Below are 26080 nucleotides of genomic sequence, written 5' to 3'. Positions count from 1 at the left end.
AGCCTTTGTTACCTGTATACTTGTCTTTTCGGGTGTGTAAGAGTTCTTTACATCATATCCGTTGATTTCAGTTGAGTATCCTTCTACTGCTTCTTCTGAAATGGTATAGGTTATTTCTTGTCCGTTTTCGTACTTATCAAGTCCTTCAAACTTCCATTTCCAATCATCTGACTTCTTAACAACCTTTGAATCTATCTTTGTTCCGTTCTTTAACAGATTGATTGTGATTTCTTCAGGTCTCTTTCCGTCTTGATTGTTTTTATCATTCCAAGTCTTTTTACCTTCTACTTTTATCTTTTCAGGTTCTCTTGTATTTGTTACCTTATAGCCTTCTTTCATACTTCCAGTAATTACACTTACATAACCTTTTCCGACAGAGTCTTCTTTGATTGTATACTCAATCTTTTTTCCGTCCTTATACTCATCAAGGTCTGTAAACGATCCTGTCCAGCTGTTTGCCTTTGTTAAAGTTAATGTCTTTCCACTTACTTCTTTTCCATCGGCTAGTAACTTGATTTTTACACTGTTTGGTCTTTTTCCGTCTTGGTTATTTCCATCTTCCCAAGCCTTTGTTACCTGTATACTTGTCTTTTCGGGTATTCTAGTGTTAGTAACTATAAATCCATCTTTAGCTGTTCCTGTGATTTTCCCAGTATACCCATCTACTTTAACTTCCTTTATAGAGTAAGTTATATCTTTTTCACCCGCTTTAGTAGGTAAATCAGTAAAAGTCGTTTTCCAATTGTTTTTTTCACTTAATTGTCTGTTTTCAATTTCATATTCTTTATTTTCGATATTGGCAATTAATTTAACCGTAACTGATTCTGGGTGCTTTTGATTAACGTTATTATCATCTATCCATTTCTTTTCTACCGACACACTTGTCGTTCCTTCTGTACCTATAGTAACAGTACCATTGCTACCAATACCTCCACCTCGGGTATTTGATTTGTTGCCACTAATTAATACTTTTTCGAGATTTGAAGTTAATTCATTACCTTTTTCATCTGTGTGTAAAGCTATATATTCATTATTCTTACTTAGAATACCTTTATGCTTACTTTCAGCTAAAGGAGAATTGTCCTTATTTTTCCAATTGTATGCTACTCCTCCTAACATCCTTTTGGAAATATCATATTCTGGATCACCCCCATGAAGCCCTAGATACTTATTACATAAAATATAAATTTCATTAACATTTGATTCAGTCTTATTTCCATATATAGCAGCACCATTTGTCACATAAATTTTAGTTTTTGATATTGGACAAGAAGCATATCCCGCTCCCTCATATTTGGATTCATTGTCAGTAATTACTACATTAGTTAAATAAAGCTCACCGTTAGCGCCTTGAACATTATAATTATTATTCGCACCATTTACATAAATTCCTCCACCGCCGAACATTTTGTCGGTAACTCCACTGGCATCCATTTGGTTATTGGTAATTCTTCCTCCAGCAATATAAGCCTTGGAAGCACCCCCACTATAATACTTTGCTTGAACAAAAATTCCACCACCAGCTGAACCTGCTGTATTACCATCAATTGTTCCACCACTCATTTTTAAGATATTTGAAGCTCCCCATTGATTTGAACCCAAACTTATTCCACCACCAATTTCGTTCGCATAATTATTTAATACCTTTGCGTCAGCGGACATATTTATAGTAGATCCCTCATTTGCAAGTATTCCACCACCTGCCGAATATTTTTGTTCACCATAATCATAGTCTATGACTAAATTCGATTTATTATTTTGAACAGTTCCACCGGAAAAATTCATTATGGACCTATATAAATAAATTCCTCCACCATATGTTGCTTGATTGTTTTCAACGCTTCCACCAGTCATATTTATGGTTGCACTTGAAGCATTAACTGCGCCACCTCGTGTTGCAGTATTCTGAATGTCCTTTATTTTGTTATTTCTTAATATAGCATTGTTACCAATATTCAGCTCTGATTTATCCTCAAGGCTTACAAGGGAATTTTCGATACCAATATTTTCGTCAGAATTTCCATCAATTGTTATATCAGTTAAGGTTGCCTTTTTACCAGCTCCCACCTTAAACAAATATTTGTTGAAGTCTTTTCCTCTTAGTATTTTTGCATTTGTTCCAGCTAGAGATATATCCCCCGCAATAGATGTTGTTCCAACTACGATAATTCTCTTTATTTTCTGATTGTTAGTAGCTATTTCCTTTGCCCGAGCAAAAGATTTGACAGCTCTGCCCAATTTCCCGTCTAAGCTATCATCGCCTGAAACACCATCTAAATATACATTGTTCCTTTCAGGATCAGCTTCGCCAATTTTAATTTCTTTTACAGTAATCAATTTTGCATCTTCGATTGAACCTGTATATGTTGCCTTTGGTGCAAGTCTTGGAATTTTCAGAATCATTTTTCCATCGGCTTTTTTAAGATATAAATCATAATGAAGTAGATATGGCTCCACCGGATTTCCGTCATCTTTATTATAATATTCTACTTCTACCTTGTTGTATGGAATCTTTATATCTTCAAAGGATATATTTCCATCCCAGTTGTAGCTCTCTGCCGTATATGTCATATTTTTTACAACTGTATTTGCTTCTCCCTCTATATGAAGCTCATGCTCAACAAGAAAATCTTTTAATGCCCATTCATCTCGGTCAAAAACCTTTTGTTCAGGGTCATTCAACCAATAATTTGTGTATGTTGCAAATATGCTATCAAAATCGGAAAAATCAGGACGAAACAATCTGAGATTAAGACTGTATTCATTATCCTCAGAATTGTTTTCGCCTTGATTATCCGCAAATGTTGTATATCCTGAAACCAGATGCCCTAAAAATAGCAGTGACACCAACATGATAGATAAAAGGAATTCCATTTTTCTGTTTCTTTTAACCATAATTGCCTCTTTTCCATTACATATCAACTTATTTAATGTAATTATACGAATATATTATATGACATAAATCACTTTATTACAAGCCCCATATGTCATTAATACAATACAAACTTTTTAATATTTCGCAAAATAATCTAATAGACTTAAACATCCATCTCCGTGCCAATCTCTTCATGACTTCCTACCATGATCTCCAACTGAACACTTGGAAAACGCTCTTTGAATTCAGCTAAAATCTGGGGCAGTACGCTTTCTGTCATTCCCCACAATAGACCTATCCGCATGGAAACTGGCTGTGTTCCTGTCAAAACTTGTGTATCAGCTACCAAGCCATTATAATCTTCTAGCAACCGTTGACTTTTTTGATAAAAAATTTCTCAGCTCTCGTTAAATGAAATCCGCGATTTTTGCGTTCAAAAAGGATCACCCCAAGCTCCTCTTCCAGCGACTTCATCTGTTGGGACATGACCGATTGCGAAATAAAATTTTCTTCTGCTGCTTCTGTAAAACTCCTGTACGAACAATATCCTGAAAATACGACAGCTGTTTAAAATTCATCCCATTTCCTCCTATACTTGCCTGATTTCATTATATCATGAAATGCAAAAAGCCTGTCATTCAAATGAACAGACTTTCATTAAAACTTGGTATATTACGCTTCTTTTACGACTAATTCTTCTCCTAATTGTGTGTAACGTTCTGCTTTTAAGTTCCTAATCGTCCACAAGGCAGCAAAGCTAATCAAATAAAGACTTGCTAGGAAAATCATAACCATTGAGACACTTGAAACATCTAAAATTTTCCCAATAATCACAGATGAAAAGCCTCCAATTGCTCGTCCGACATTTAAGATGACATTATTAGCCGTGGAGCGAATATGAGCTGGATACAATCTCGTAATCATCGCGCCATAGCCCGCAAACATTCCATTTACAAAGAAACCGACAATCGCACCGCCGATAATCATGGCCGGCATTGAATTGGCAAATTGGAAGAGGTAAACACACATAGAAGAAGCTAAAAGAAAGATTGAATAAACAAATCTTGGTCCCCATTTATCAAGGATTTGACCGAAAGTGAACATTCCCAGACACATTCCCAAAATCGTTGAGACCATCCAAAGTGAGGAATCTTTTACAGAAATATGCAGGCTTGTTTGGATAATGGTCGGAAGCCAGTTCATCATCCCAAAATACCCAGCAATTTGTACCGTCGTCATGACCATCAGTGCTACCGTCTGAGCTGTTAGAGCTGGTGTTTTAAACAATTCACTCATTTTAACAGACTGGCGGCCTTCTGCTTTTAATTTCACATTCCCATTATCTCGGATATGATCATCGTCAATCGCTAGCATCATCCACAAAACCAAAGCAATAGGCGCAAGTCCAAAGAGGAAAAGGCCTTTCCAGCCAAGTGCCGGCGCTAACCAACCTGCTAAAAGTGCTGAAGTGATAGAACCAATCTGACCTGCAATTCCATTCAGAGATGAAATGCGTCCCATTTTTCCAACAGGAACAATTCCTGCCATGATCGCAATGGCAACTCCATACTCTCCGCCAACACCTATCCCAGCAATGAAACGCATGAGATAGAGATAATAAATATTTTGTGTAAAGTAAATCAGTCCTGTCGCCAATGAAAAAATAACAATCGTCCATTTAAAGACTTTGAACTTGTGATAACGGTCAGCCAGTATGCCAAAGAGCAAACCACCAACCAACATTCCTAGATTGGTAATCGTTGCAATCCAGCCCCCTTGGGCTCCTGTAACGCCCAATTCTGAAATGATAGACGACATCGAAAAAGCTAAGAACATGACATTTAAGTCGTCTGTTCCTGATGCAACAATTGCAGCAACTAATGCTCGCTTATTATTTTTGTCTAAAGACATGCACATTCTCCTTAATCGTAGCTCACAGACTACATTTATTAATTGAATACAGCCTTAAAAATCAAAAAGCTCAGGAAATCCTGAGCCAAAAGTTTACAGCAAAATAGTAGATTAGCGCACTAATCCATTTTAACGATTACTTTTATGCCTCACAGGACATGATTAAAGTTGTATTTAATTGTATTAAGTATAAGATAGATAAATAGATTTGTCAAGAGCTTTTAAAAAATAGTTTTGAACGACTTGTACTGCTCTCTACTCTCATTTTACAAGATAAATAAAAAATTGTACAATAACGATAGATGATACTAGTATTCATTTTACCTATAGTCAAAGCTGTCCAACTCATTGTTCAAAAAGGAGACATCATGCTGAATTTACAACACTTGGAGCAACTCATTGTTTTATCATAGGAGGGAACCTTGTCTAAAGTAGCCGACGTCCTACTCATCTCTCAGCCATCCTTAACTCGAAATATGCAAATGCTTGAAGATGAATTGGGAGTTATTCTTTTTGAGCGAAGAAAAAATAAATTAAGTTTCACGGAAACCGGTCATCAAACAGTTAAACTAACCCAAAAATTCCTGAAACAAAAACAAAAATTTCTCGATGATGTACAACATTTTGCATTAAAAGAAAGTATTATTTTTGGTGGTGTTAATGCACCGGGAGCCATCTTTGAACTGGAAAGTCGTATAAAAGAAAAGGGCTTGGAGCAACACATTCAAATTGAGCAAAAGACGAATGACGAATTGGAGAAAGCTCTGGACGATGAAAACGTTCACTTCATTGTAACAGACTATCCTATCAAAAAAGAGCATATTCTTTCCATGGATCTTTTCATGGAGCAACTTTACTTATCCGTTCCCTTGACTCACCCGTATGCCACACGAAAAGAGATAAAGCTTGCAGAATTGGCTAATTTGACTATGCTGCTGCGCTCGGATCTAGGCATTTGGCAGCCATTAGTCAATCAACTGACGCAAACAAAGTTTATTGTTCAAAAAGATCGGGCAGCCTTTGTTGATTTAGTAAATGCTTCTGCATTACCAACTTTTTCTACCAATATTACTCAACAAAACACTGAAGAATCCACTGTAAATAGCCAACGTATCCAGATTCCTATCTCGGACAAAGAAGCTACCAAGACTTTCTACATTTCCGTTTTGAAGAAGAACAAAGCTATTTTACAGGAGTTGGTGAAAACTAAATAGTCCATGCTCATGAAAAAAACAAGATATATTCACTATAAAATAAGATTATTAATCAACTCAATATCGTTCTAATATTAAAACTGAATAAGATGAAAAAGCCCAACTCAATCAAAATAAAAAGTTAGGCTTTTTCTTGGTACTATTGTTACTATTGTATTGTAAAATAAGATGATTAGTTAAAATACTTGCCCTTTATATACAGACCTATCACCAAAATATTTTCTAATAGAAATATCACAAATACGATTAATTTAACATATTTGTTTGGAAATAACAATGCAATAATTGGTAAGATAAAATAGCTAGCAAGAACAAATAGAATAAATTTTGGAGTTAACATTAGATAACCTTTCAAAAATTATAATAAAGCATTCTTTACATCCGATTACTTACATATATAATAATCTTTTTCAAACGAAAATCAAGTAATTATACCCAATTGTTATTAAAATATTATCTGAATAAAAAGTAACATAGTTATTTTCTGAAATCAAACGAAAATCCTGTTCTCATTTTCTCCCCAGAAATCCTAAAAAGAGATCTACTGTGCTGGCTTCTTGATGATTAAAGAAAAGGCTGGTTTGGGTGTCCATACTTGCAATCTTTGTCATATCTTCTGCACTGAGTTCAAAATCAAAAACATCAATATTTTCCTTCATTCGCTCAAAACGTGAAGACTTAGTCAAGCAAACAATTCCCCGTTGAACTTGCCAGCGAACCATGATGACTTGTGCAGTGGATTTACCATGTTTATCAGCAATACTTTTGAGAATTGGATTGTTGAAAATGTCACCACGACCTTCTGCAAAAGTAGCCCAAGATTCAATTTGCACCTTATTTTTTATCATATTTTCTTGTGCGAATATCTGTTGATTTAGTGGGTGAGTTTCCACTTGATTGACTTGTGGTGTAATCTCATTGAAAGCTACAATGTCGCTGAGACAATCTGGATAAAAGTTAGACACACCAATCGCTCGAAGTTTTCCTTCTTTGTAAAGTTTTTCCAAAGCACGGTAGGCACCATAATAGTCACCAAAAGGTTGGTGGAGCAACATAAGATCCAGATAATCTAACTCCATTCTGTCAAGAGATTCTAAAACCGAGGCATAAGCCTTGTCGCAGCTATAGTTGGATAGCCAGACTTTACTAGTGATGAAAAACTCTTTGCGGTCAATCCCAGACTCTCGAATCGCCTCGCCTACTTCCTTTTCATTGGCATAGGCTTGAGCAATATCAAAATGACGATAACCTGCCTTGATAGCATTTAGCACAGCACTCTTGGTATCTTTGGGAGCAATTTAGTACACTCCAAAACCTAAAATTGGAATTTCTACACCGTTGTTTAAGGTTATATTTTGCATGTAATTTCCTCTTTTCACAATTTTTATTATAAGTATAACGCTCTTTTCAGAAAAAGTACAATAGCAAAATTGCAGAGCAGTATGCAAAAAATGAATAGCAAATCATCACTTAATTCAAAATTTATAACAATACAAAAAAGGAGACTAAGATAGACGAACAAGATTGTGTCAACACCCCTAGTCGTCTGTCCTACTCCTTCTCAATTTCTTTGATTTCGCTGGTTTTGTCTATCTACAAGGCGCTCTTGGACTAAGGAGACAACCTCATCATTTGTTGGCAAGTCAGAGTGTTGTGCATCTTCTCCTGTGACAGTAGTTTCTGTATAGTGAGCTGCTTGTCCTTGATAAATATATTTCCCTGCACTCACGCTCGTATCTGGTACCAATTCGTCTGAATCATAAGTAATGGTTCCTGCAACAGAATACATAGCTAAAGTGGTCGGAATATTTTCACGATTTTTAATGAAATCAGCTAACATCTCAGTTTTATTGTTGATATTGGTTTCAGTAAAGTTATAAGGCGTTCCGATTGTCATCAACTTCTTCAATTCCACATCATAGCTGTCGAGGTAATTTTCAATAAAAGCTGTGTAAATTAAACCACCATTCGAGTGACCCAAGCCCTTAAAATTATTGAAATTGTATTTTCCTTGGAGATTTTCAAAGGCAACGTCAACCATTTTGGCTTGTTTTTTGATGTTACTATAGCCATCTTTATTATTTTCAAAACCAATTACAATAATTGGCTCGTTATCATTCGCTGCGATAGATCCGCTATATGTAATTCGTCCGTCATTCCAGACCTTAACTTTGAGCAAGCTATGCTTCACGCCGCGACGTCTTTGATTGAGCTTTTGGACCAAGCCGTCAAAGCGGTTCTCCGTAGCAGAACTACCTGGTATCATAATGATTGGCGACATGCGAGCATTATAAAATTTAGCAATTTGATCAATGTTTTTTCTCGTCCAACTATAAGAGGGAACTGCTAGTCCTATCAAAAAAATTAGAACAATTAGTAACACTATTTTTACCTTTTTAGTCATGTTCGCCTCCTTTCTGATCCATTTGTCTGAGTTCCTCATGAATCCGGTCATTAAATCTCACAAAAGGGATATAAATGAGAATATCGATAATAAAAATGAAAATTCCTACTGCTAATGCTCGCAAACTTCCACCTGTTCCAATAAAAGCATAAAGTACACTTGGCGCTCCGCTAGGAACTGGATAGACAGCCGGAGGCATTATTCTAAAGTATAGAAAAATACTAGCTGCAAAGACATTCAGCATTGGTACGAGGATAAAAGGGATTAAAAATAGAAAGTTGAAAAATATAGGAATCCCAACCATAAAGGCTACACCATGGTTAAAAAGGGAAGGGAAAATACTTTTCAAACTCACATCTCGGTCTTTGTCGCTCCGAGATTTCCAGAGAATAGCTACGAGAAGGGCTAAAACTCCGCCCAGTCCCGCAAATGTTCCATAGGCATCATACAGATTGGTCGTTGAAAAGAGATAAGGTACCCCTGTTGTAGTATGATGTTTCAAAGCATAATTAAGATTATCCAAGGCAAAGGAGTCATTGATAAATGGCAGGTCATTAAATGGATTACTATTTCCAATCCAAGCGCTAAAAGTCCGTAAGGCAGTATTCATTTCAATGACAAAGATATTATTTCGATTGACAATTAAGCCTGACAAAAAAGTTATAATTGTTGAAAAAACATTGTATCGATTGCCTAGATTAATGAGAAAACTAACCAAGACAGCCAGAGCAAACGAGCAAAAGATAGGACACAACGTTTTAGGGTAATAAATAAAATGCTCATCTACAATGTGATCATCATTCGGACTTGAAAATTGAAAAATTTGTCCCACCACATAACCAATCAATATCGCAACAATTAGATTGATATTGACAGGAAGATTGATTTTCGTCAAAGCGCCGTCATTTAAAACCACCGAAAATAATTCGCGCGAATTAACTAATAAGCTAAAAATAAAGGCTGTAATCCCAGCTGTCCCCGTACTACGACCATAATAACCAGCTGTGTATTTTGCGCTAAAATAAGTCGCTAAAGGGCCTGCCAATCCCCTATCAGATAGGTGAAATTTTTCGTAACTAAGCTAATAGTTGAAAAATGAGGAAACCAATGCCGAATCGCAAAAAGATTGTTGATATAGCCATTTATACCAAAAATGGATTCAGAAAAAACCATCGTTATCGTCGTCAGCAAAAAAACGGAAAGAGCGATACCAATGTTTCTTGTGTAATTTTAATGAAACTCATTTGCCGAAAGGCAATCATTTTTTTATTAAGTATTGATCTATACGACTTTTTCTGGTTAATTTATTGAACATCATATAGCATACATTTGAATAAATAGACAAGAGGGAATTTTTCGTAAGAATATTAAAAGAGGTTAGGACAAAAATTCCCAACCTAAAAGCATACTATGTAATAAATCAACAACGCAGCGACTGATTGTTCAAAGTACTGCCTTGAGGTGGCAGATAGAGCTTTCCAAGCAATTAACACCTTTCAAGCTCGGAAGAGCCACAAGGTAGGATTACGAACTAAATTTTCGTTTCATTAGTTCTGTTCCACCCTCTTCACTCTCTTCTCATTTTTCTACTCGAACGCCTCGGCAATCAACCTGAAGGTCAAAAACTTGTCCTTTAAATTGTTGCTCTTCTATTTTCTCTTTTATCATATTCGACTGGTCTTTTGGTGCTAGAACCATCACAGTAGGTCCTGCTCCTGATAGATAAGTCGCATACGCACCGTTTTTCTTTGCCAACATCTTGATTTTTGGAAATTCCTTAATCAAACCTTGGCGAAAATGCTCATGAAAACGGTCGGACTCAATAGCACGCCCCGCTGTTACCATATCGCCCTTCATTAAAGCGGCAATAGCCACATTCGCTACAGAGCTTGCAGTGACAGCTTCACAATAAGATAAACCTTTTGGAAGAACCCCACGGCTGTCTTTAGTACGCAATTCATAATTTGGAACATAGGCAATAAAGCTTACTTCTGGAAACTCCGTCACCACAGTTGAAACTTTCTCGTTTAAATAACTAGAAATCGTCAAATTACCATAAATAGCAGGTGCCACATTATCTGGATGTCCCTCAATTTTCGTCGCAAAATTCAATTTTTCAGCATTTGACAACTGCAAATTTGCCAATTGATTTGCAAGTTCAATTCCTGCAACAATAACGGAACTAGAAGAACCCAGACCACGCGCTAAAGGAATATCACTTGTCATTTTTAAATGATGAGGTTGAATAGCTGGAGCAATTCTGCGCGCCACTTTAATCAATAAATTCCGTTCATTTGAAGGAATACGCCGCTCCAAATCATGCTCAATTAGCCAACGGTCGCTTTCTCCCAAAACTTCAATGGTTAGATATTTACTGACAGCTACACCAACCGAGTCAAATCCCGGACCAATATTTGCGCTCGTTGCAGGTACAATAATTTTCATGTTAGTCTCCTAATACTTTGAAGGTGTTCAATAATTTAAAATCAGAAGTTGCCTGCAATTTTCGAGTGACATTTTCTAGCTGCGTTTTGTTGACAGCATGGGTAATAATCACAACACGTGCAGTATTTCCGTCTGTTCCTTGTTGCAGAATTTGCTTAAAGGAGACATTTTCAGCATTAAAAATTTCTGCTAAGCGTAAAACTTGTTCTTTCGCATCAGGTGCTAATATCGAAAAGTAATACGGGCTCTTACGATCTTCTGGTTTAGCCAGAACTAATTCACGCTGAAACTCATTAAAGGCTTTTCCAACAGTTCCTTCATTAATCCGTCGAACAATCCGAATAATATCTGCAACAACACTTGTTGCAGTGGGTTTTTGTCCCGCACCTGGACCGTAATACATCGACTCACCAATACCGATAGAGTCTACAAAGATTGCATTCATCACGCCATTTACACTAGCAATAGGATGAGATTTTGGTAAAAAGGTCGGTGTGACTTCTGCAGCGAGGCCCGATTCCGTTTCTTCAATGAAACCAACTAATTTGACAACATAGCCTAATTGCTGCGCAACTGCTACATCTTCTGGTGTAATATTGCGAATGCCTTGGTGGGTGACATCTTCAAATTTAACCGTCATTCCAAAGGCAAATTGACTCAAAATAACCATTTTATATGCAGCATCAATCCCATCCACATCATTGGTTGGGTCACTTTCTGCAAATCCAAGTCGTTGTGCTTCAGCAAGTGCCGCCTCATAAGACCAGCCCTCTTCTACCATTTTGGTCATCATGAAGTTGGATGTCCCATTGACCACACCAAGAATACGTGTAATTTTATCAGAAGCTAGGGAATTAACAAGCGTGCGTAAAATCGGAATTCCTCCCGCTACTGCCGCTTCATAGTAAAGAGCTACCTTATGTTTTGCAGCAATCTCAAGCAACTCAGCGCCATGAACTGCCAGCAAGTCTTTATTTGCAGTGATAACATGCTTACCTGCTTCTAACGCTTGAGTGATGAAAGTTTTTGCAGGTTCAATACGCCCCATCAATTCAACGACAATCGTTACTTCATTATCATTTACAATTTCATCAATCGTCGTGACAAAATTAAAATGATTTCCTGCTGCTAACAAGCGTTCTTTTTCAGCATCATCTTTTACCAATACTTTCGCAATTTCAATTTCTGAATGAGCTGCTTGCACAATCTTTTCACTATTTTCTTTCAATAAAAATGGAACACCACTAGCAACTGTCCCAAAACCAAGTAAAGCAATTTTAATAGACATGACTACTCCTTGAGATTTTATGCTTTTTATTATAGCAAATAAACTTGTTTTTTTCTAGTAAGCAGACTTCAGGATTTTTATAAAAATAATAGAAATCTATTTTAAAAAATTGTGAACGGTTAGTCAGAAATATGGTAAAATATACATAGTGATTTAAAAGTAAAAGGAGTTCCACATAATGGGAAAACATTCTGGTAATCGTTCTGTACGAAATCGTATTCGTAAGAGGAGACAACGGCGTGCTATTATAAGCTTCATCTTATTGGTTGTTCTGGTTATTGCAGGAACATTTATGTGGAAACGCTCTGGAACAAATCTGGCTAATAACCATACCAGAACTGCCACTTCAAAAGTGAGCAAATCTTCTACTTCTCAAGCAACTACTGAAGAAACATCTGGATCTAGTGAAAAAGTAAGCAAAGTGAAATGGATAAAGCAAGATCAGCCTGTTAAATTCCCTATTTTGATGTACCATGCGATTCACAATATGGATCCTTCTGAAGCAGCAAATGCTGGTTTGATTGTCTCTCCTGAAACGTTTGAAAGTCATTTGAAAGCTCTAAAAGACGCTGGCTATTATACTCTCACGCCAAAGGAAGCCTATAAAGTTTTGACTGAAAATGTCCTTCCGAAAAATAAAAAAGTCGTTTGGTTGACCTTTGATGATAGTTTGAGAGATTTTTACACCAATGCTTTCCCACTTCTTCAAAAATACCAAATGCGGGCAACCAATAATGTCATTACTGGTTTTGTCGAAAATGGGCGCGAGGATATGCTGACGCTTGAGCAAATCAAGGAAATGAAGCAAAAGGGAATGTCTTTTGAAGATCATACCGTTAATCATCCGGATTTATCCCTTTCAAGTGCAGAAACACAAACGACAGAATTGCAAGCTTCTAAGCAATATCTAGACAGCAACCTGTCACAAAACACAACGACGGTTGCTTATCCTTCTGGACGTTATAGTGAAACAACGACACAGATTGCTGAAAGCCTCGGCTATAAAATGGGGTTAACAACCAACAATGGACTAGCTTTTCTTAATGACGGACTTCTAACCCTCAACCGTGTCCGTGTCAATCCAACAACGACTGCACAAGACTTATTAAATGAAATTGCTACAAATTAAAGAATAGGACTTGGCTCAAAAATGAGCAAGTCCTATTCTTTTTTCTTTTGTGCTAATTTCTCACGTTCCAAGCGAAATTTTCGGTTCGGATTGAGTTTGTTAAAAAGTTTTTCGAGTTTTTCTTCATTCCAAACGTCAGCTGCAGAAACGAAATTGCCATTTTTATCACGAAAGGATATTGGTTTATCACCCATAAAATCGCTCCTTTTTAGTCTACAAATTCAAATTCAAATTTGCCGATACGAACCAAGTCACCATCTTTAGCACCACGCGACCGTAATGCTTCGTCTACCCCCATACCACGTAGTTGCCGTGCAAATTTCATGACAGCCTCCTCACGGTCAAAGTTTGTCATGGTAAAGAGTTTTTCCAACTTATCACCAGATAAAACCCAGACAGCGTCATCATCGCGTGAGATTTCAAATGCTGGAGTATCTTCATCAAAGCCATAGTAGGCTTCTTCTTCCATTTCGGACTCATCATAAAGCAGAAATTCAGGTGTTTTATCAAGCAATTCTGCAGTTGCATCCAAAAGCGTTGACAAGCCTTGTTTCGTCAAACTTGAAATTGGAAAAATCTGTGGCAGTTCATCAAATTCATCATAATTTGCTACTAATTTTTCTTTAAAGACTTTTAGATTCTCTGTACTCTCAGACATGTCCATTTTATTAGCAACAATAATCTGTGGACGTTCCATTAAGCGAAGATTGTAGGATTCCAATTCCTTATTGATAGCAAGATAATCTTCGTAAGGATCACGTCCTTCACTAGCTGACATATCAATGACATGCAAGATGACACGAGTTCGCTCAATATGGCGAAGGAATTGTGTTCCAAGTCCTACACCTTGGCTGGCTCCTTCAATCAAGCCAGGCAGGTCTGCCACAGCAAAGGATTCACCGGACTGCGTCCGAACCATTCCAAGATTAGGTACAATAGTTGTGAAATGATAAGCGCCAATTTTCGGCTTAGCAGAAGTAATCACACTCAAAAGAGTTGATTTCCCAACAGACGGAAATCCGACTAAACCGACATCTGCCAAAATTTTCAATTCCAACTGGAGTTCACGTTCTTGACCTGGTTCACCGTTTTCAGAAATTTCTGGTGCTGGATTTTTAGGCGTCGCAAAGCGAATATTGCCACGACCGCCACGACCGCCACGAGCTACGACGAACTTTTGCTCATTTTCAATCAAGTCTGTCAGGATTTTCCCTGTTTCAGCATCACGAACGGTTGTCCCTTGTGGTACATGAACAATCAAATCTTCTGCACCACGACCGTGCATTCCCTTGGTCATTCCCTTTTCACCAGACTGAGCCTTAAAATGACGATTGTAGCGAAAATCCATCAAAGTGCGAAGCCCTTCATCTACGACAAAAACAACATTGCCGCCACGACCACCGTCACCGCCCCAAGGTCCACCATTTGGGACATACTTTTCACGGCGGAAAGCTACCATGCCATCACCGCCATTGCCAGCCTTGACTTTTATCTTAGCTGTATCCAAAAACATACTCATATTTTTCTCTTCTCTCGTTTTTCACTCTAAAAAAACGCTCTTTCAAGCGTTTGAGGATTAGAAATTGCTAAAAGCACCAAGTGCACTTGCAAAGATTGCTCCAACCGTTACCAATAACATGATAACAACTACAATCAAAGTCAATTTTTCAAATCCTGTTTTTTTCCGTTGTCCATTATCACCAAAAGCCACGATATTACCTCTATGTATTTAATTTACTCTTCTAATTGTAACATGAAGAAGATAGTTTTTCAAATGATAGCTGAAATAAAAAGATTACAACTGAAAATCCCTACAAAGTAAAAATCCAACAGGCTTCCTGCTGGATTTCAATGTCAATCAGCGTAACCGTTTGGATGTGTCGAATGCCATTTCCAAGCTGTCTCGATAGTCATCTCCGAAAATAGCAATTTTTTAATAGGTTATTTCACTAGACCAATCGATTCAATAAAACGCATAAAGGCGATTTGACCTTCTTTTGTGTACTTGTAAACACCTGCATCTTCCAAGACACGTTTGAAAATCTGACCGACCGAAGCACGCACAATTGATTGAGCTGATTCTGCCGTTATATTTGAATGGCTAGCTTTTAACTGTTCAGCCCACACTTGATGATAAGGAGCCACTTCTTTTATTTGCCCCAAAAGAAATTCTTCAACTTCTTTTAACTCATTTTTCAAACGAGATGGGAGAATTGCCAAGCCCATGACCTCAATCAAGCCGATATTTTCTTTCTTGATGTGTTGAACATCTTTATGCGGATGATAAATACCATCTGGATATTCTTTTGACGTTTGATTGTCCCGAAGAACCAAATCTAACTCAAACTTACCATTTTTTTGACGTGCTATTGGAGTAATCGTATGATGTAGTTCACCATTTGACTCAGCTAAAATCTGAACAGTCGGATCGGAGTAACTGCGCCATTTCTGTAAAATTTTATCCGCCAAATCTACCAATGCGGATTTATCAGTTGATTGCAACCTTAAAACCGACATGGGCCAGTTGACAATACCAGCTTCTACATTTTCAAAACCTGCAAAGATGAAAGTTTTGTCCAGCTCTGCCTTTTCCATAGGAAAAGTATGTCGTCCACCTTGATAATGGTCGTGAGTGAGAATGGAGCCTCCTACGATAGGAAGATCCGCATTGGAGCCTGCAAAATAACCTGGAAAAGTCTCTACAATGTCCAAAAGACGCGCAAAAGTACCACGGCTGATAGCCATAGGAGTATGTTTGCTATCTAAAAAGATACAATGCTCATTAAAATAAGCATAGGGAGAATACTGAAAGCCCCATTCTCGTCCGGCTAAGTCAAAGCGGATAATTCGATGATTCGCTCGCGCTGGATGATCTAGTCGCCCTTGATACCCTTCATTTTCAAAACAAAGCTGGCAAGCTGGATAGTGGCTCGTCTTGGCTTTCTTAGCTGCTGCAATTTCCTTGGGATCTTTTTCTGGTTTAGAAAGGTTGATCGTAATCTCCAAATCACTATATTCAGTCGGTGTTTGATAGGCAATATTCTTAGTAATGGCTTTGACCTTGATATAATCATTGCGCTTACTAAGCTCATAAAAATCAGCAATAGCTCGTTCAGGATCTTGTTCATAAGTTTGCCAAAATTGCTGATTGAGCTGACTAGGTGCTGGCGTGACTAAATTCATCAACTCTGCCCCAAGAATATCCTGTTCTGCAAGAGTTGAGCCGATTTTTCCAACTGCTAAAGCAACTTCTAGTAAATCATCTTTGAGATCAATTAAGCTGGTTGCTGCTGTCTCTTGCTTTGCAGCTTCTTCTCCAACCAGACTCATGACGCGATTTGTCAAATAAATTCGGTCGATTTCTGTAAAAGAGCTATTTGCTATGACCTCTGTTACAAAGGCATTCAGTAAATTTCGTGCCATTGATTTTCCTTTCTTTTATAGAAAGGGCTGAAATCCTCGTCAGCCCTTATTACTATTATGTAAAACGCTCGCTTAATCCAACACACGGCTGCCACCAGCGATTTCAGCAATATAGAAGCTCGGTGCATAACCTACGACTTCTTCATATTTTTGCCCAACATTTTTTTGAAAAGCTTCCACTGCATCTTTGCGAACCAAAGCAATGGCACAACCGCCAAATCCTGCTCCTGTCATGCGAGCGCCCAGCACTCCTTCTTGCTCCCATGCAGTATGAGCCAAGGTATCTAACTCTAATCCTGTGACTTCATAATCATGTTCAAGTGAGACATGAGACGCATTCATTAAGCGACCGAATTTTTCCAGATTGCCAGCTTGCAAAGCAGCTTGAGCTTGAAGTGTCCGTTGATTTTCCAATACAGCGTGACGAGCACGTTTGAGTCGATTTTCATCTTGAATTAAGTAGCTGTATTCATCAAAATCCAACTCATTTAATTCACCCAAGGTTGCAATAGAGAGTTTTTGCTTTAATTCCTCGACTGCTTTTTCACACTCTGCACGGCGTTCATTGTACTTGGAGTCTGCTAGTTCACGACGCTTGTTTGTATTCATGATGACAACCACAGTGTCTTTGAGATCAAGCGGTACCAACTCGTATTCGAGCGTGTTCGTATCTAAGTAAATTGCCCGTTGATATGCTCCCATGCCAATGGCAAACTGATCCATGATTCCAGAATTAACACCGATAAATTCATTTTCTGTTTGTTTACCAATTTTTACTAAATCTAAACGCTCTAATTTTAAATCAAATAGTCTCTCTGCAATTATTCCTGTTAGTAGCTCTAAAGAAGCCGATGAAGAGAGACCTGAACCATTTGGGATATTTCCAAAAACATAGACATCCATCCCTTTATCAATGACATGTCCTGCTTTTTGCAAGAAATGAAGCACCCCTTTCGGATAATTCGTCCAATTATGCTCTTTTTCAAAACGAAGATCTTCTAGCGGCACCTCAATAATCCCTTTGTCTTCAAAATTTGCTGAGTAAAAACGAAGTAAATTATCGTCACGCTTGCGCGCCACTCCGTAAGTTCCTAGCGAAATAGCTGCAGGAAAAACGTGACCACCATTGTAGTCTGTATGCTCACCAATTAGGTTAATGCGACCCGGTGAAAAGAATGTATGATCTGCTTCTGTTCCAAAAACTGTTGCAAAATCTGAACGTAATTGTTGAATAGAAAGACTCGTTGACATAAAAGTCTCCTTTTGTAATCGTTTTATTTACTTCTATTATATCCCTTTAAGGAATGAAAATCAATAACTTTACTAAAATTTTACTCACCATTTTACTTTTTGTAAAAAATATATCCGAGAGTCAAAATCTTGCCTCATTTCTCTATACTCATCATATAAAGCTTGTCCACATGATGCATCTGTCAAACTAAATCCAACTATATCAAAGAAAACCTTACAGCTGAATTAGTTTATAAGATACAGTTTTAGAAGTTCGAAAGTTTATTTTTATATCTATTCAAAGGTGACGGCCCGGCCGTTTTCTGTCGCACTGTAGGTCAGGTCCTTGAGATTGATGACCACTTGGGCTGTCACAGACTGGTCTGCATTGCTACGGACAATCCGGAGACTATTTTCATCCAGTAGATTCACTTCAATAGTGCCATCTAGGTCAAAGGCAGCAGACTGATTGCGGTAACTGAAAAGTTTGAGCAAGGCTTGCACAACTGGACGCTTGACTTCTTCAGCAATCTCCTCATTACTGTAATAATGACGGTTGATATTGCGGCCTTCCTTAGTGTTTTCTAGCAGCTCAAGGTCATTTTTCCCAGCTAAGAAACCAACATAATAGACCTGTGGAATTCCTGGAGCAAAAGCCTGAATCAGACGACTAATGAAGTACTTCTTGTCGTCATCGCCCAAGGCTGAGTAGTAAGTCGAGTTAATCTGGTAAATGTCCAGATTGTTGTACTCAGCTGAGGAATACTTACGCTTGACATTAGCCCCAACCTTATATAGTTCATTGGTTGCAAAGTCAATTTCTTTATCAGTCAGAATATCCTTAACATCAACAACCCCAATACCATCATGAGTATCCAGTGTTGTGAATTGCTTCATAGGACTCATCTCAAGCCACTTGACTAGACGCTCAGCTTTACCACTGTATAGAGAATAAAGAGTTACCATCGGCAGCGCAAAATCATAGACAAAGTAGCCATGCTCTGCAATCTTGAACTGGATAGAATAATGCTCATGAATTTCTGGTAAAATATCCGTCCCAAACTCAGCAGCTTGCTGCTGGACTTTTTCTAAGAGATCCCAGATTTCTGGCTCAACAAAGAAATCATTGGTATCTAACTTTTTGACTGCATAGGCAAATGCATCTAAACGAATCAGATCACAGCCATGCTCTGATAGTTGACGCAATGTTTTCTTGATGAAATCATTAGTTACCTGACTGCGAACATCTAGATCAATCTGCTCTTCACCAAAGGTGTTCCACAGATACTCGGTGCTTCCATCTGCAAAGACGATTTCCTGCTTAGGCGCCCGATCCTTACGTTTATAAATCAAATCAACATCAGCTTGCGTCGGACGATTTTCTGGCCAAAACTTATCCCAGCTGAGAAAGAGGTCACGATACTCACTCTGATCCTTCTTTTCCTGAAAATCCTTATAATACTTGGACTGGCGTGAAATGTGGTTAATCATAAAGTCAAACATGAGATAATATTTCTCGCCCAGCTTTTCTACATCCTCCCAGTCACCAAAGGCTGAATCAACCTCTTCATAGTCTACTGGGGCGAATCCCCGGTCACCAGTTGATGGGAAGAAAGGAAGCAAATGCACTCCTCCAACCGCATCCCCAAAATGCTTTTCTAAATTGTCATATAAATCTTTTAAATTCTCCCCCAAGCTGTCTGAGTAAGTAATCAGCATGGTCTTATTTTGAATAGCCATAGTCTTCTCCTCTAAAATCTTGTCTTATATACTCTTTCCCGTGCGCTGAATAGAACACGCCCTAAGCTCTGTGCGAAAGATGAATCTTCCAAGATGCTGAAGCTTCTTTTTCAGATTCCCTATTTTCCACAGCCGTTACTAATTCTGTAGTTTACGGATGTGGTTGCCTTTGTATACATTGTGAGCTTTTTACAGTCTTTGTATCTTGAACTTACTTCACTGCTCCGTTGCTCATTCCAGCAATAATGTTGCGCTGGAAGATGAGATAGACGATAGTTATGGTGATAATCCCAACAACATAAGAAGCAAAGCTTGGTCCATAATCATTAAAGTATTGACCTGTGTAGTTATATTGGAAGAGTGGCAGAGTCCACATCTTGGAGTCTTTATTGAGTACCAAGAGAGGAAGCATGAAGTCATTCCAGAACCAGAGGGCATTGATAATCATGGTTGTCGCATGCATGGGTTTCATCATAGGAAAAATAATCTTAAAATAAGTTGTAAACTTTCCAGCACCGTCAATTTCTGCTGCCTCATCCAGACTGTCCGGAATGGAAATCTTAATGTAACCTACATAGAGAAAGAGAGTCTGTGGAACAGCGTAAGCCAGATAGAGGATAATTAATCCCCAAGTGTTAGCTAGACCTAGCTTACTCATCATAACTGTAATAGGAATCATGATAACTTGAAAAGGAACGAAAATCCCTAAAATCAAGAGCGTATACATAATACCAAAAGCTTTTCTCTTAGACATATTACGTGCTATAGAGTAAGCAGCCATGGGAATAAAAATCATGACAACAGCCAAAGATACAACCGTGATTACAATTGAATTCCAATAGTAGCCTCCGATACCATCAGCCAAAAGGCGTTGAAAATTCTCTAAGGTCGGTTGAGTCGGAAATCCGAAAAAATTATTAACGATGTCTTTGGTAGACTTAAAGGAACTAAATATTGTTGCTAAGAGTGGAATTAAAATGATAATAGATCCCAGTGTTAGCAAGATATATTTACTGAAATTAGCTTTTCTTTCTGCATTTTTCATCAGGTTTCTCCTCTTAGATTTCAAATTTCTTAGATACTCTCAACTGGATAATAGAAATAACCGCAATCAAGAGGAACAAGATAACTGCAATGGCATTGGCATAACCAAATTGATTGCTCTTAAAGGCATAGTTGTATACCAGAAGTCCTAGAGAGGTGGTCGCATTATTCGGACCGCCGCCTGTCATGGCAAAGACCTGGTCAAATGCTGTCAAACCACCTTTTAGAGCCAAGATAAATACCATGGAAACGCTTGGTAGGAGATAAGGAAGTTCCACCTTCCAAAAGATTTGTTTGCTACTAGCTCCATCAATTCGAGCTGCTTCTGTTATTTCAGCAGGAATTGACTGTAGACCAGCTAGAAAGATGATAATAGGCATAGCTACCCCTTGCCAAAGCAAGACGAAGATTGCTGCAAAGATTGCGCCACCATTTGTTCCTAGTAGGCTGGTTTTAAGAAATTCAATTCCTAAGGCATTCCCTATAGCTGGCAACCCGTAGTTAAAAAGTTGCTTAAAGATAAGAGCCACAGTCAATCCAGATAGGACAGCGGGGAAGAAAAACCAAGCTCGGAAGAAAGTTTTTCCCTTTATCTTCGAGTTGAGAGCTCGCGCTATCCAGATTCCCAGCATAATCTCACCAACCACCATACAAATAGTAATGATCAATGTAAATCCTATCGCGTTCATAAACTTAGGATCGCTCATGAGGAGCATAAAGTTATTGAGTCCGACAAACTTATAATTATAGGTCAAACCAGTCCAGTTTGTCAGGCTGTAGAAGGCACCCTGAAACATGGGCACATAAAAGAATACAGCCTGTAGTACAAGGGGAACTATGACAAAGAGCCAGCCCCAATATTTCTCAATCAATTTTTTCATAGTAGATCTACTCCTACTCTACGTCTGCTTTCATCGGATTGAAGAAGGCATTTAGTGCTTTCGCCATATCCTCTTTGTTTCCAGTTGTAATATAGTTCCCGGTCAAGGTATAAAAATCACTTTCACTGGCCCAGTCTTGAGCTAGCCAAACGAGGTGTCGGTCTGTAAATGCTAATTCAGCAAGACCAGCTAGCGGTGCATCTGAACCTGCTTCCTTGACACCTTCAATAGCTGTTGGTGAGCCGTCCACATCATAATATTTCTGCATAACTTCTGGACGTGACATATATTCAACAAAAGCATTGGCTTCTTTCTTGTGCTTACTACTTGACGAGATAGACCAAGCTAGGTCTCCCGCTCCAATGGTCAAGCTTTGTCCTTTTTGCTTTCCAGGGAAAGGGAAAGTTCCAACATTAAACTTAGGATCTTGCGCATTGATTGCTGTGATAGCCCAAGAACCATTTGGAGTCATCAGGGCATCGCCTCTAGCAAAGGCACCGACAACATCAGTATAGCCTGCTCCCTGCCAGTTGGTCTGCATGGCCCCTTTTTTGCGGAATAAATCTAACAGCCTGAAATCATCTTTAAGCACTGAATCTGAAGACTTGATGGCATTTGGCTTGGAAAAACGTAGGTAATCATTCGCTTCCTTACCACCTCCTGTAGAAGTGGCAAGAGCTAACTGATGATAACCATTCAAGGTCCAAGTATCTGCTCCTGCAATGGCAAAAGGTGTTTCCCCTTTTGCTATAATCTTATCAACTAATTCCTCAAATTCCTCCCAAGTCTCTGGAACTTTCAATCCCAGTTCTTTAAATTTATCTTTGTTGTAATAGATACCGTATGCATTAGCAGTATAAGGAATATTGTAAATCTTTCCATCTATCGCATATTTATCTGCGTAATGATTCTTAACTCGCTTAATATAGTCTTTGTCAGATAAATCTTCAAAGTACCCAGCCTTAGCCCATTCTTGCAATTCGATAGACTGGGGATAGATATTGACAACATCTGGGATATCTCCAGCCAGAACGCGCGTTTTGAGTACTTCCCCAGCATTAGGGACGTTTACCACTTTCACATGCACATTCGGATTTTCTTTTTCAAAGTCTTTAGCAATCTCACGAAGGGTATCAACCATTTCACCCTTTTGATTGAAGTACTCAATCGTTACCTTACCATCTGTCGACTCCCCTTGGTTGCCGCAAGCTGATAGACCCAGAAGGGTTAGTCCTGCTGTTACTAAGAGACCAATTTTTTATACCATTTCATTATTCCTTCTCCTTATTGCTTTTTAACAAAAACATACTGTTTACTGAGGAAATCTCCTTGAGGGAGAACAACGGTCAAACCAGCATACATCAACTCTGCACCTGAATATAGTTGATTGGTACCTTCCAGTGAATAGAGCGCATCCTCTTCTAATCCTTTGAGTTTTAGTGTGGTTTCTATCTCTTCGACAGTTGCTAAAACCCTTACATAAGTTACAACCGAGTGTTCTTTGTAGTTGAACTGCACCGCTGATTCGTTGGAACCTTGACTCGGATTAATTAATCGAAATTGCTGACCGAATTGAATAATTCTGCGAATAGATTTATAATGAGCAACTTGAGCTGCGATTTCATTCAACTCTTCTTGAGGAAGACTGGTCAGATCCAATTCATAACCCAGATTTCCCATCATAGCAACGTTACCTCGTGTTTCAAGAGGTGTAATCCGTCCCACCTGATGATTAGGTACAGCTGACACATGGGCACCCATTGAAATAGTCGGATAAAGATAAGAAGACCCATATTGGATTGACAAGCGAGCTATGGCATCGGTATTGTCACTAGCCCAGACTTGAGGGAAATACCGCATCATACCAAGGTCATTTCGGCCACCGCCACCTGAGCAGGACTCAAAGAGAATATTCTCATATTTCTCTGTCAAATATTTTACAATTTCATAAAGCCCCAAGATATACTTATGCGACTGCATTTTGGTCGCCAGATAGTTAGTGCCATTCCCAAGATTGGTAATATTACGATTCATATCCCATTTTATGTAGTCAATATCGTGCTGACTCAACAGCTGATCCAGTGTTCCTTTGATATAGGCTACCACATCTGGATTAGCATAATCCAATACGAGTTGATTGCGAGAGTAGGTATGATCCCGATCAGGCACTTGAATAGCCCAGTCTGGATGTGCCCGATAAAGCTGACTGTCTACGGAAATCATTTCTGGCTCAACCCATAAACCAAATTGCAATCCTCTGCTATGAACTTCTGCTATGAGCTCCGTCAAACTGCCACCTATCTTATCTTCATTGACAAACCAGTCGCCCAAAGCCCGATTGTCATCAAAACGGTTGCCAAACCAGCCATCATCGAGAACAAAGAGCTCAATACCAACTTTCTGTGCCTCATCTGCTAACTCTAGCAACTTCTCTTTTTTGAAATCAAAGTAAGTTGCTTCCCAGTTATTGATTAGAATTAGCCGCTCTCGCTTCGCAAAAGCTTTAGGAATGATATGCTCTTGAACAAAAGCTTGGCTCTCATGACTAAGACCAGTCAAACCCTGAGCCGAATAATTCAACAGAGCAACAGGACTATAGAAAGTCTGCCCCGCTTCCAGTTTCCAAGCAAAGTTATCTTCATTGATACCGATACCTAGCCGAACTTCACTCAACTGATTTTGCTGAATCCAAGCTTCAAAGTTTCCGCTATAAAGGAGCTGAATTGCCCAAACTTGACCGGCCTCTTCCGTCGTTTCACTGTCACAAAGGATAAGGCTTGGAGTCTGCGCGTGACCAGAAGCTCCTCGGTTGGAAGCTATTTTGAAAATCCCCTGTTCTAGCTTGTGACGACGAACTGTTTTTTCCCTAGCATAAGCTCCCTGTAAACTAATCACATCATAAGCACCTGCCGGCAAATCTGTCATTAAGCTCAAGTTCTTATGTATGACTACTGTCTCTCTACCGATATTTTCCAGCTTAGTAAAGGTTGCAATGGTATTGCTATCCTCAAAAGCTGTGTAATAGAGAGTGAGGCGTAAGTGAGCTACTGTATCCTCTAAAATAAAGGCCAGTGTTTCTGCATCTTCTGTACTGTGAGGGCTAGGCAGTCCTGGAACTTCCAAACCTCCCATAATCAGCTGACTTTCAACAAACCGAAAATCTGTTACTTCATTATTAGCATGTTGGACTTGCAGAGAAGGTTGCCGGAAGTCTCCTAAACCATGCTGCCCCAAAACCTGCCGCTGGGTATCTAAGCTAAAACTCCGCTCATTCGACTTCGGATTACCAGAAAAAGCATGATCTCGCTCAAATACTGTATTGGAAAAATGATAGGATTCGATTTTTCTGCCTAAGTGTTTAAGCAAAAGGTAGCCATCCCTTTCCTCGATGATAAGACTGGAATCTTTTGTATTGATGTAGAATAGATGCTTGTCTATTTTGATAGCCATTTCTGAACCTCCATATTTACTAATATTTTACCTTTTGAAATCGCTTCCTAAAATAGAATTATGTTAGGGAAATATGGTAAAATGTTAGGTGACAATAAAAAATACAATACTATTTCTAATGTACGGAGATGTAAAAAGTATGCTTATATTTTCTGAATACCAGACGGGAACAATTGATTTATTATTAGACTTTTACGGCTATGAGGATTGCCAGCCGAACTATTCTTTCGGGCCTGCTATTCGTGACGGTTTCGTCCTTCATTTTATTACAAAAGGCAAAGGTGTCTTTCACTATAAAGGAGAACAAATTTTCCTGAAAGCTGGTGATTTATTTCTACTAAAACCAAACGAACTAACTTACTATAAAGCAGATTTTGAAGATCCTTGGTCCTATTATTGGCTCGGAATTAGTGGAACAAAGGTTTCGGATTATTTTAACTTATCAGAAATTGGCAAAACAGGATTTCTAAGAAATTCAAGTACTAGTCCTACTGATAGTTTGGGAAAGTTTATTATAGATATTATTCAAGAAGCTGAACATTCCCAATCTACTATGTTAAGTCATTTACAACTTCTCGCCATGCTCTATGAACTACTATTTAAACTAGGGAAACTCGCACCAAACCAACAGCTCCTGAAACAACAAAATTCCACTTATCAGTTGTATATAGATACCAAACGTATTCTAGAAACTCGCTATCCGCTTGAACAACTGAGCATTCAAGGTATTGCTAATGAACTAAATGTCAATCGCAGCTATTTGACAACCATTTTTAAAGAATACAATGGACTCTCTCCCAAAGAGTATCTGCATTATATACGCATGCATCGAGCTAAACAACTCCTCGAAAGCACCCGTGAGCCTATCCAATTTATCGCCTATTCTGTCGGTTTCTCAGATCCCCTTTACTTTTCAAAGGCTTTTAAAAAATATTTTGGCTTTTCACCCAGCTCATTTCGAGAACAAAGTTAAGTTTTACTAAACTTAACTTTGATATTTACTATTTTTTGAGTTATAATTTATGTAGACAGTAAATTAAAAAGGA

Annotated in this window: 20 protein-coding genes and 2 pseudogenes; 3 read left to right on the top strand and 19 right to left on the bottom strand. The window is 38.4% G+C overall.

The window, feature by feature from the left end:
- The 4 genes from HMPREF2876_RS05935 to HMPREF2876_RS05920 form a co-directional block, all read right to left on the bottom strand.
- Window positions 1-2895, bottom strand: a 2895-nt coding sequence (locus HMPREF2876_RS05935) for a Cna B-type domain-containing protein (RefSeq protein WP_070584472.1), incomplete at its 3' end; no start/stop codon positions are given.
- Window positions 2896-3038: 143 nt separating this feature from the next.
- Complete coding sequence (locus HMPREF2876_RS10920) at window positions 3039-3245, bottom strand: type 2 periplasmic-binding domain-containing protein (protein WP_024053117.1); 207 nt, start codon at window positions 3243-3245, stop codon at window positions 3039-3041.
- Window positions 3239-3361, bottom strand: a complete 123-nt coding sequence (locus HMPREF2876_RS10915) for a helix-turn-helix domain-containing protein (RefSeq protein ID WP_003042193.1) — start codon at window positions 3359-3361, stop codon at window positions 3239-3241. Before HMPREF2876_RS10915 ends, HMPREF2876_RS10920 begins: the two co-directional genes overlap by 7 nt.
- 186 nt (window positions 3362-3547) lie before the next feature.
- The gene (locus tag HMPREF2876_RS05920) at window positions 3548-4786 is read right to left on the bottom strand and encodes an MFS transporter (RefSeq protein ID WP_070584469.1); all 1239 of its coding nucleotides are present in this window, start codon (window positions 4784-4786) and stop codon (window positions 3548-3550) included.
- A 422-nt stretch (window positions 4787-5208) separates the two neighbouring features.
- On the opposite strand from HMPREF2876_RS05920, the gene HMPREF2876_RS10200 reads away from it, so the two are divergent.
- On the top strand, window positions 5209-6000 hold the full coding sequence (locus HMPREF2876_RS10200) for a LysR family transcriptional regulator (protein ID WP_083306998.1): 792 nt from the start codon (window positions 5209-5211) through the stop codon (window positions 5998-6000).
- Window positions 6001-6509: 509 nt separating this feature from the next.
- On the opposite strand, the gene HMPREF2876_RS05905 is transcribed toward HMPREF2876_RS10200, so the two are convergent.
- The 5 genes and pseudogenes from HMPREF2876_RS05905 to HMPREF2876_RS05885 form a co-directional block, all read right to left on the bottom strand.
- Window positions 6510-7298 carry an aldo/keto reductase gene (locus HMPREF2876_RS05905; protein ID WP_224783667.1) on the bottom strand — a complete coding sequence of 263 codons (789 nt, stop codon included), beginning with the start codon at window positions 7296-7298 and terminating at the stop codon, window positions 6510-6512.
- A gap of 263 nt (window positions 7299-7561) precedes the next feature.
- On the bottom strand, window positions 7562-8404 hold the full coding sequence (locus HMPREF2876_RS05900; RefSeq protein WP_024053112.1) for an alpha/beta hydrolase: 843 nt from the start codon (window positions 8402-8404) through the stop codon (window positions 7562-7564).
- Window positions 8397-9722: pseudogene (locus tag HMPREF2876_RS05895) on the bottom strand (PTS sugar transporter subunit IIC). The gene HMPREF2876_RS05900 and the pseudogene HMPREF2876_RS05895 overlap by 8 nt, the downstream one beginning before the upstream one ends.
- A 260-nt stretch (window positions 9723-9982) precedes the next feature.
- The gene (gene thrB / locus HMPREF2876_RS05890) at window positions 9983-10849 is read right to left on the bottom strand and encodes a homoserine kinase (protein WP_024053109.1); all 867 of its coding nucleotides are present in this window, start codon (window positions 10847-10849) and stop codon (window positions 9983-9985) included.
- 1 nt (window position 10850) lies between these two features.
- Window positions 10851-12137, bottom strand: a complete 1287-nt coding sequence (locus HMPREF2876_RS05885; protein WP_024053108.1) for a homoserine dehydrogenase — start codon at window positions 12135-12137, stop codon at window positions 10851-10853.
- A 178-nt stretch (window positions 12138-12315) separates the two neighbouring features.
- Between HMPREF2876_RS05885 and HMPREF2876_RS05880 the strand changes: the two genes are divergently transcribed.
- Window positions 12316-13266 carry a polysaccharide deacetylase family protein gene (locus tag HMPREF2876_RS05880; protein WP_070241705.1) on the top strand — a complete coding sequence of 317 codons (951 nt, stop codon included), beginning with the start codon at window positions 12316-12318 and terminating at the stop codon, window positions 13264-13266.
- A 32-nt stretch (window positions 13267-13298) separates the two neighbouring features.
- On the opposite strand, the gene HMPREF2876_RS10485 is transcribed toward HMPREF2876_RS05880, so the two are convergent.
- The 10 genes and pseudogenes from HMPREF2876_RS10485 to HMPREF2876_RS05835 all read right to left on the bottom strand — a co-directional run bounded on the left by HMPREF2876_RS10485 (window position 13299) and on the right by HMPREF2876_RS05835 (window position 25034).
- A complete protein-coding gene (locus HMPREF2876_RS10485) occupies window positions 13299-13460 on the bottom strand; it encodes a hypothetical protein (protein WP_003033070.1) in 162 nt (53 codons plus the stop codon).
- A gap of 14 nt (window positions 13461-13474) precedes the next feature.
- Window positions 13475-14785, bottom strand: coding sequence for a GTPase ObgE (gene obgE / locus HMPREF2876_RS05875; RefSeq protein WP_024053106.1), 1311 nt, complete (start codon window positions 14783-14785; stop codon window positions 13475-13477).
- 57 nt (window positions 14786-14842) lie between these two features.
- Window positions 14843-14977 carry a DUF4044 domain-containing protein gene (locus HMPREF2876_RS05870; protein WP_070584467.1) on the bottom strand — a complete coding sequence of 45 codons (135 nt, stop codon included), beginning with the start codon at window positions 14975-14977 and terminating at the stop codon, window positions 14843-14845.
- A 230-nt stretch (window positions 14978-15207) separates the two neighbouring features.
- Entirely contained in the window at window positions 15208-16689 is a 1482-nt protein-coding gene (galT, locus tag HMPREF2876_RS05865) for a UDP-glucose--hexose-1-phosphate uridylyltransferase (protein WP_070584464.1), read from the bottom strand.
- Window positions 16690-16761: 72 nt separating this feature from the next.
- Entirely contained in the window at window positions 16762-17940 is a 1179-nt protein-coding gene (locus HMPREF2876_RS05860) for a galactokinase (protein ID WP_024053104.1), read from the bottom strand.
- 273 nt (window positions 17941-18213) lie between these two features.
- Window positions 18214-19659 carry a sucrose phosphorylase gene (gtfA, locus tag HMPREF2876_RS05855; protein ID WP_024053103.1) on the bottom strand — a complete coding sequence of 482 codons (1446 nt, stop codon included), beginning with the start codon at window positions 19657-19659 and terminating at the stop codon, window positions 18214-18216.
- A 211-nt stretch (window positions 19660-19870) separates the two neighbouring features.
- Window positions 19871-20704: a carbohydrate ABC transporter permease gene (locus HMPREF2876_RS05850; protein ID WP_024053102.1), complete on the bottom strand. Its 834-nt coding sequence runs from the start codon at window positions 20702-20704 to the stop codon at window positions 19871-19873.
- 13 nt (window positions 20705-20717) lie between these two features.
- The gene (locus HMPREF2876_RS05845) at window positions 20718-21584 is read right to left on the bottom strand and encodes a carbohydrate ABC transporter permease (protein ID WP_004224901.1); all 867 of its coding nucleotides are present in this window, start codon (window positions 21582-21584) and stop codon (window positions 20718-20720) included.
- A 13-nt stretch (window positions 21585-21597) separates the two neighbouring features.
- Window positions 21598-22856, bottom strand: a pseudogene (locus tag HMPREF2876_RS05840) (extracellular solute-binding protein).
- Window positions 22857-22868: 12 nt separating this feature from the next.
- The gene (locus tag HMPREF2876_RS05835; RefSeq protein WP_070584460.1) at window positions 22869-25034 is read right to left on the bottom strand and encodes an alpha-galactosidase; all 2166 of its coding nucleotides are present in this window, start codon (window positions 25032-25034) and stop codon (window positions 22869-22871) included.
- A 139-nt stretch (window positions 25035-25173) separates the two neighbouring features.
- Here HMPREF2876_RS05835 and HMPREF2876_RS05830 point away from each other — a divergent pair, with 139 nt between their 5' ends.
- The gene (locus HMPREF2876_RS05830) at window positions 25174-26007 is read left to right on the top strand and encodes an AraC family transcriptional regulator (protein WP_003031194.1); all 834 of its coding nucleotides are present in this window, start codon (window positions 25174-25176) and stop codon (window positions 26005-26007) included.
- Window positions 26008-26080: the final 73 nt, after the last annotated feature.

It is taken from the genome of Streptococcus sp. HMSC073A12, from assembly GCF_001812815.1.
GTDB classification, from domain to species: Bacteria; Bacillota; Bacilli; order Lactobacillales; family Streptococcaceae; genus Streptococcus; species Streptococcus vaginalis.
The sequence above is the reverse complement of the archived record's forward strand: the minus strand, read 5'-3'. Positions and strand labels throughout refer to the sequence as shown.

Bases quoted from the DNA above. Each gene is read 5' to 3' on its own strand.
- HMPREF2876_RS10915 (WP_003042193.1), bottom strand. From the start codon at position 3,361: ATGTCCCAACAGATGAAGTCGCTGGAAGAGGAGCTTGGGGTGATCCTT.
- HMPREF2876_RS05920 (WP_070584469.1), bottom strand. From the start codon at position 4,786: ATGTCTTTAGACAAAAATAATAAGCGAGCATTAGTTGCTGCAATTGTT.
- HMPREF2876_RS05900 (WP_024053112.1), bottom strand. From the start codon at position 8,404: ATGACTAAAAAGGTAAAAATAGTGTTACTAATTGTTCTAATTTTTTTG.
- thrB (WP_024053109.1), bottom strand. From the start codon at position 10,849: ATGAAAATTATTGTACCTGCAACGAGCGCAAATATTGGTCCGGGATTT.
- HMPREF2876_RS05885 (WP_024053108.1), bottom strand. From the start codon at position 12,137: ATGTCTATTAAAATTGCTTTACTTGGTTTTGGGACAGTTGCTAGTGGT.
- HMPREF2876_RS05880 (WP_070241705.1), top strand. From the start codon at position 12,316: ATGGGAAAACATTCTGGTAATCGTTCTGTACGAAATCGTATTCGTAAG.
- HMPREF2876_RS10485 (WP_003033070.1), bottom strand. From the start codon at position 13,460: ATGGGTGATAAACCAATATCCTTTCGTGATAAAAATGGCAATTTCGTT.
- obgE (WP_024053106.1), bottom strand. From the start codon at position 14,785: ATGAGTATGTTTTTGGATACAGCTAAGATAAAAGTCAAGGCTGGCAAT.
- galT (WP_070584464.1), bottom strand. From the start codon at position 16,689: ATGGCACGAAATTTACTGAATGCCTTTGTAACAGAGGTCATAGCAAAT.
- HMPREF2876_RS05860 (WP_024053104.1), bottom strand. From the start codon at position 17,940: ATGTCAACGAGTCTTTCTATTCAACAATTACGTTCAGATTTTGCAACA.
- gtfA (WP_024053103.1), bottom strand. From the start codon at position 19,659: ATGGCTATTCAAAATAAGACCATGCTGATTACTTACTCAGACAGCTTG.
- HMPREF2876_RS05850 (WP_024053102.1), bottom strand. From the start codon at position 20,704: ATGAAAAATGCAGAAAGAAAAGCTAATTTCAGTAAATATATCTTGCTA.
- HMPREF2876_RS05845 (WP_004224901.1), bottom strand. From the start codon at position 21,584: ATGAAAAAATTGATTGAGAAATATTGGGGCTGGCTCTTTGTCATAGTT.
- HMPREF2876_RS05835 (WP_070584460.1), bottom strand. From the start codon at position 25,034: ATGGCTATCAAAATAGACAAGCATCTATTCTACATCAATACAAAAGAT.
- HMPREF2876_RS05830 (WP_003031194.1), top strand. From the start codon at position 25,174: ATGCTTATATTTTCTGAATACCAGACGGGAACAATTGATTTATTATTA.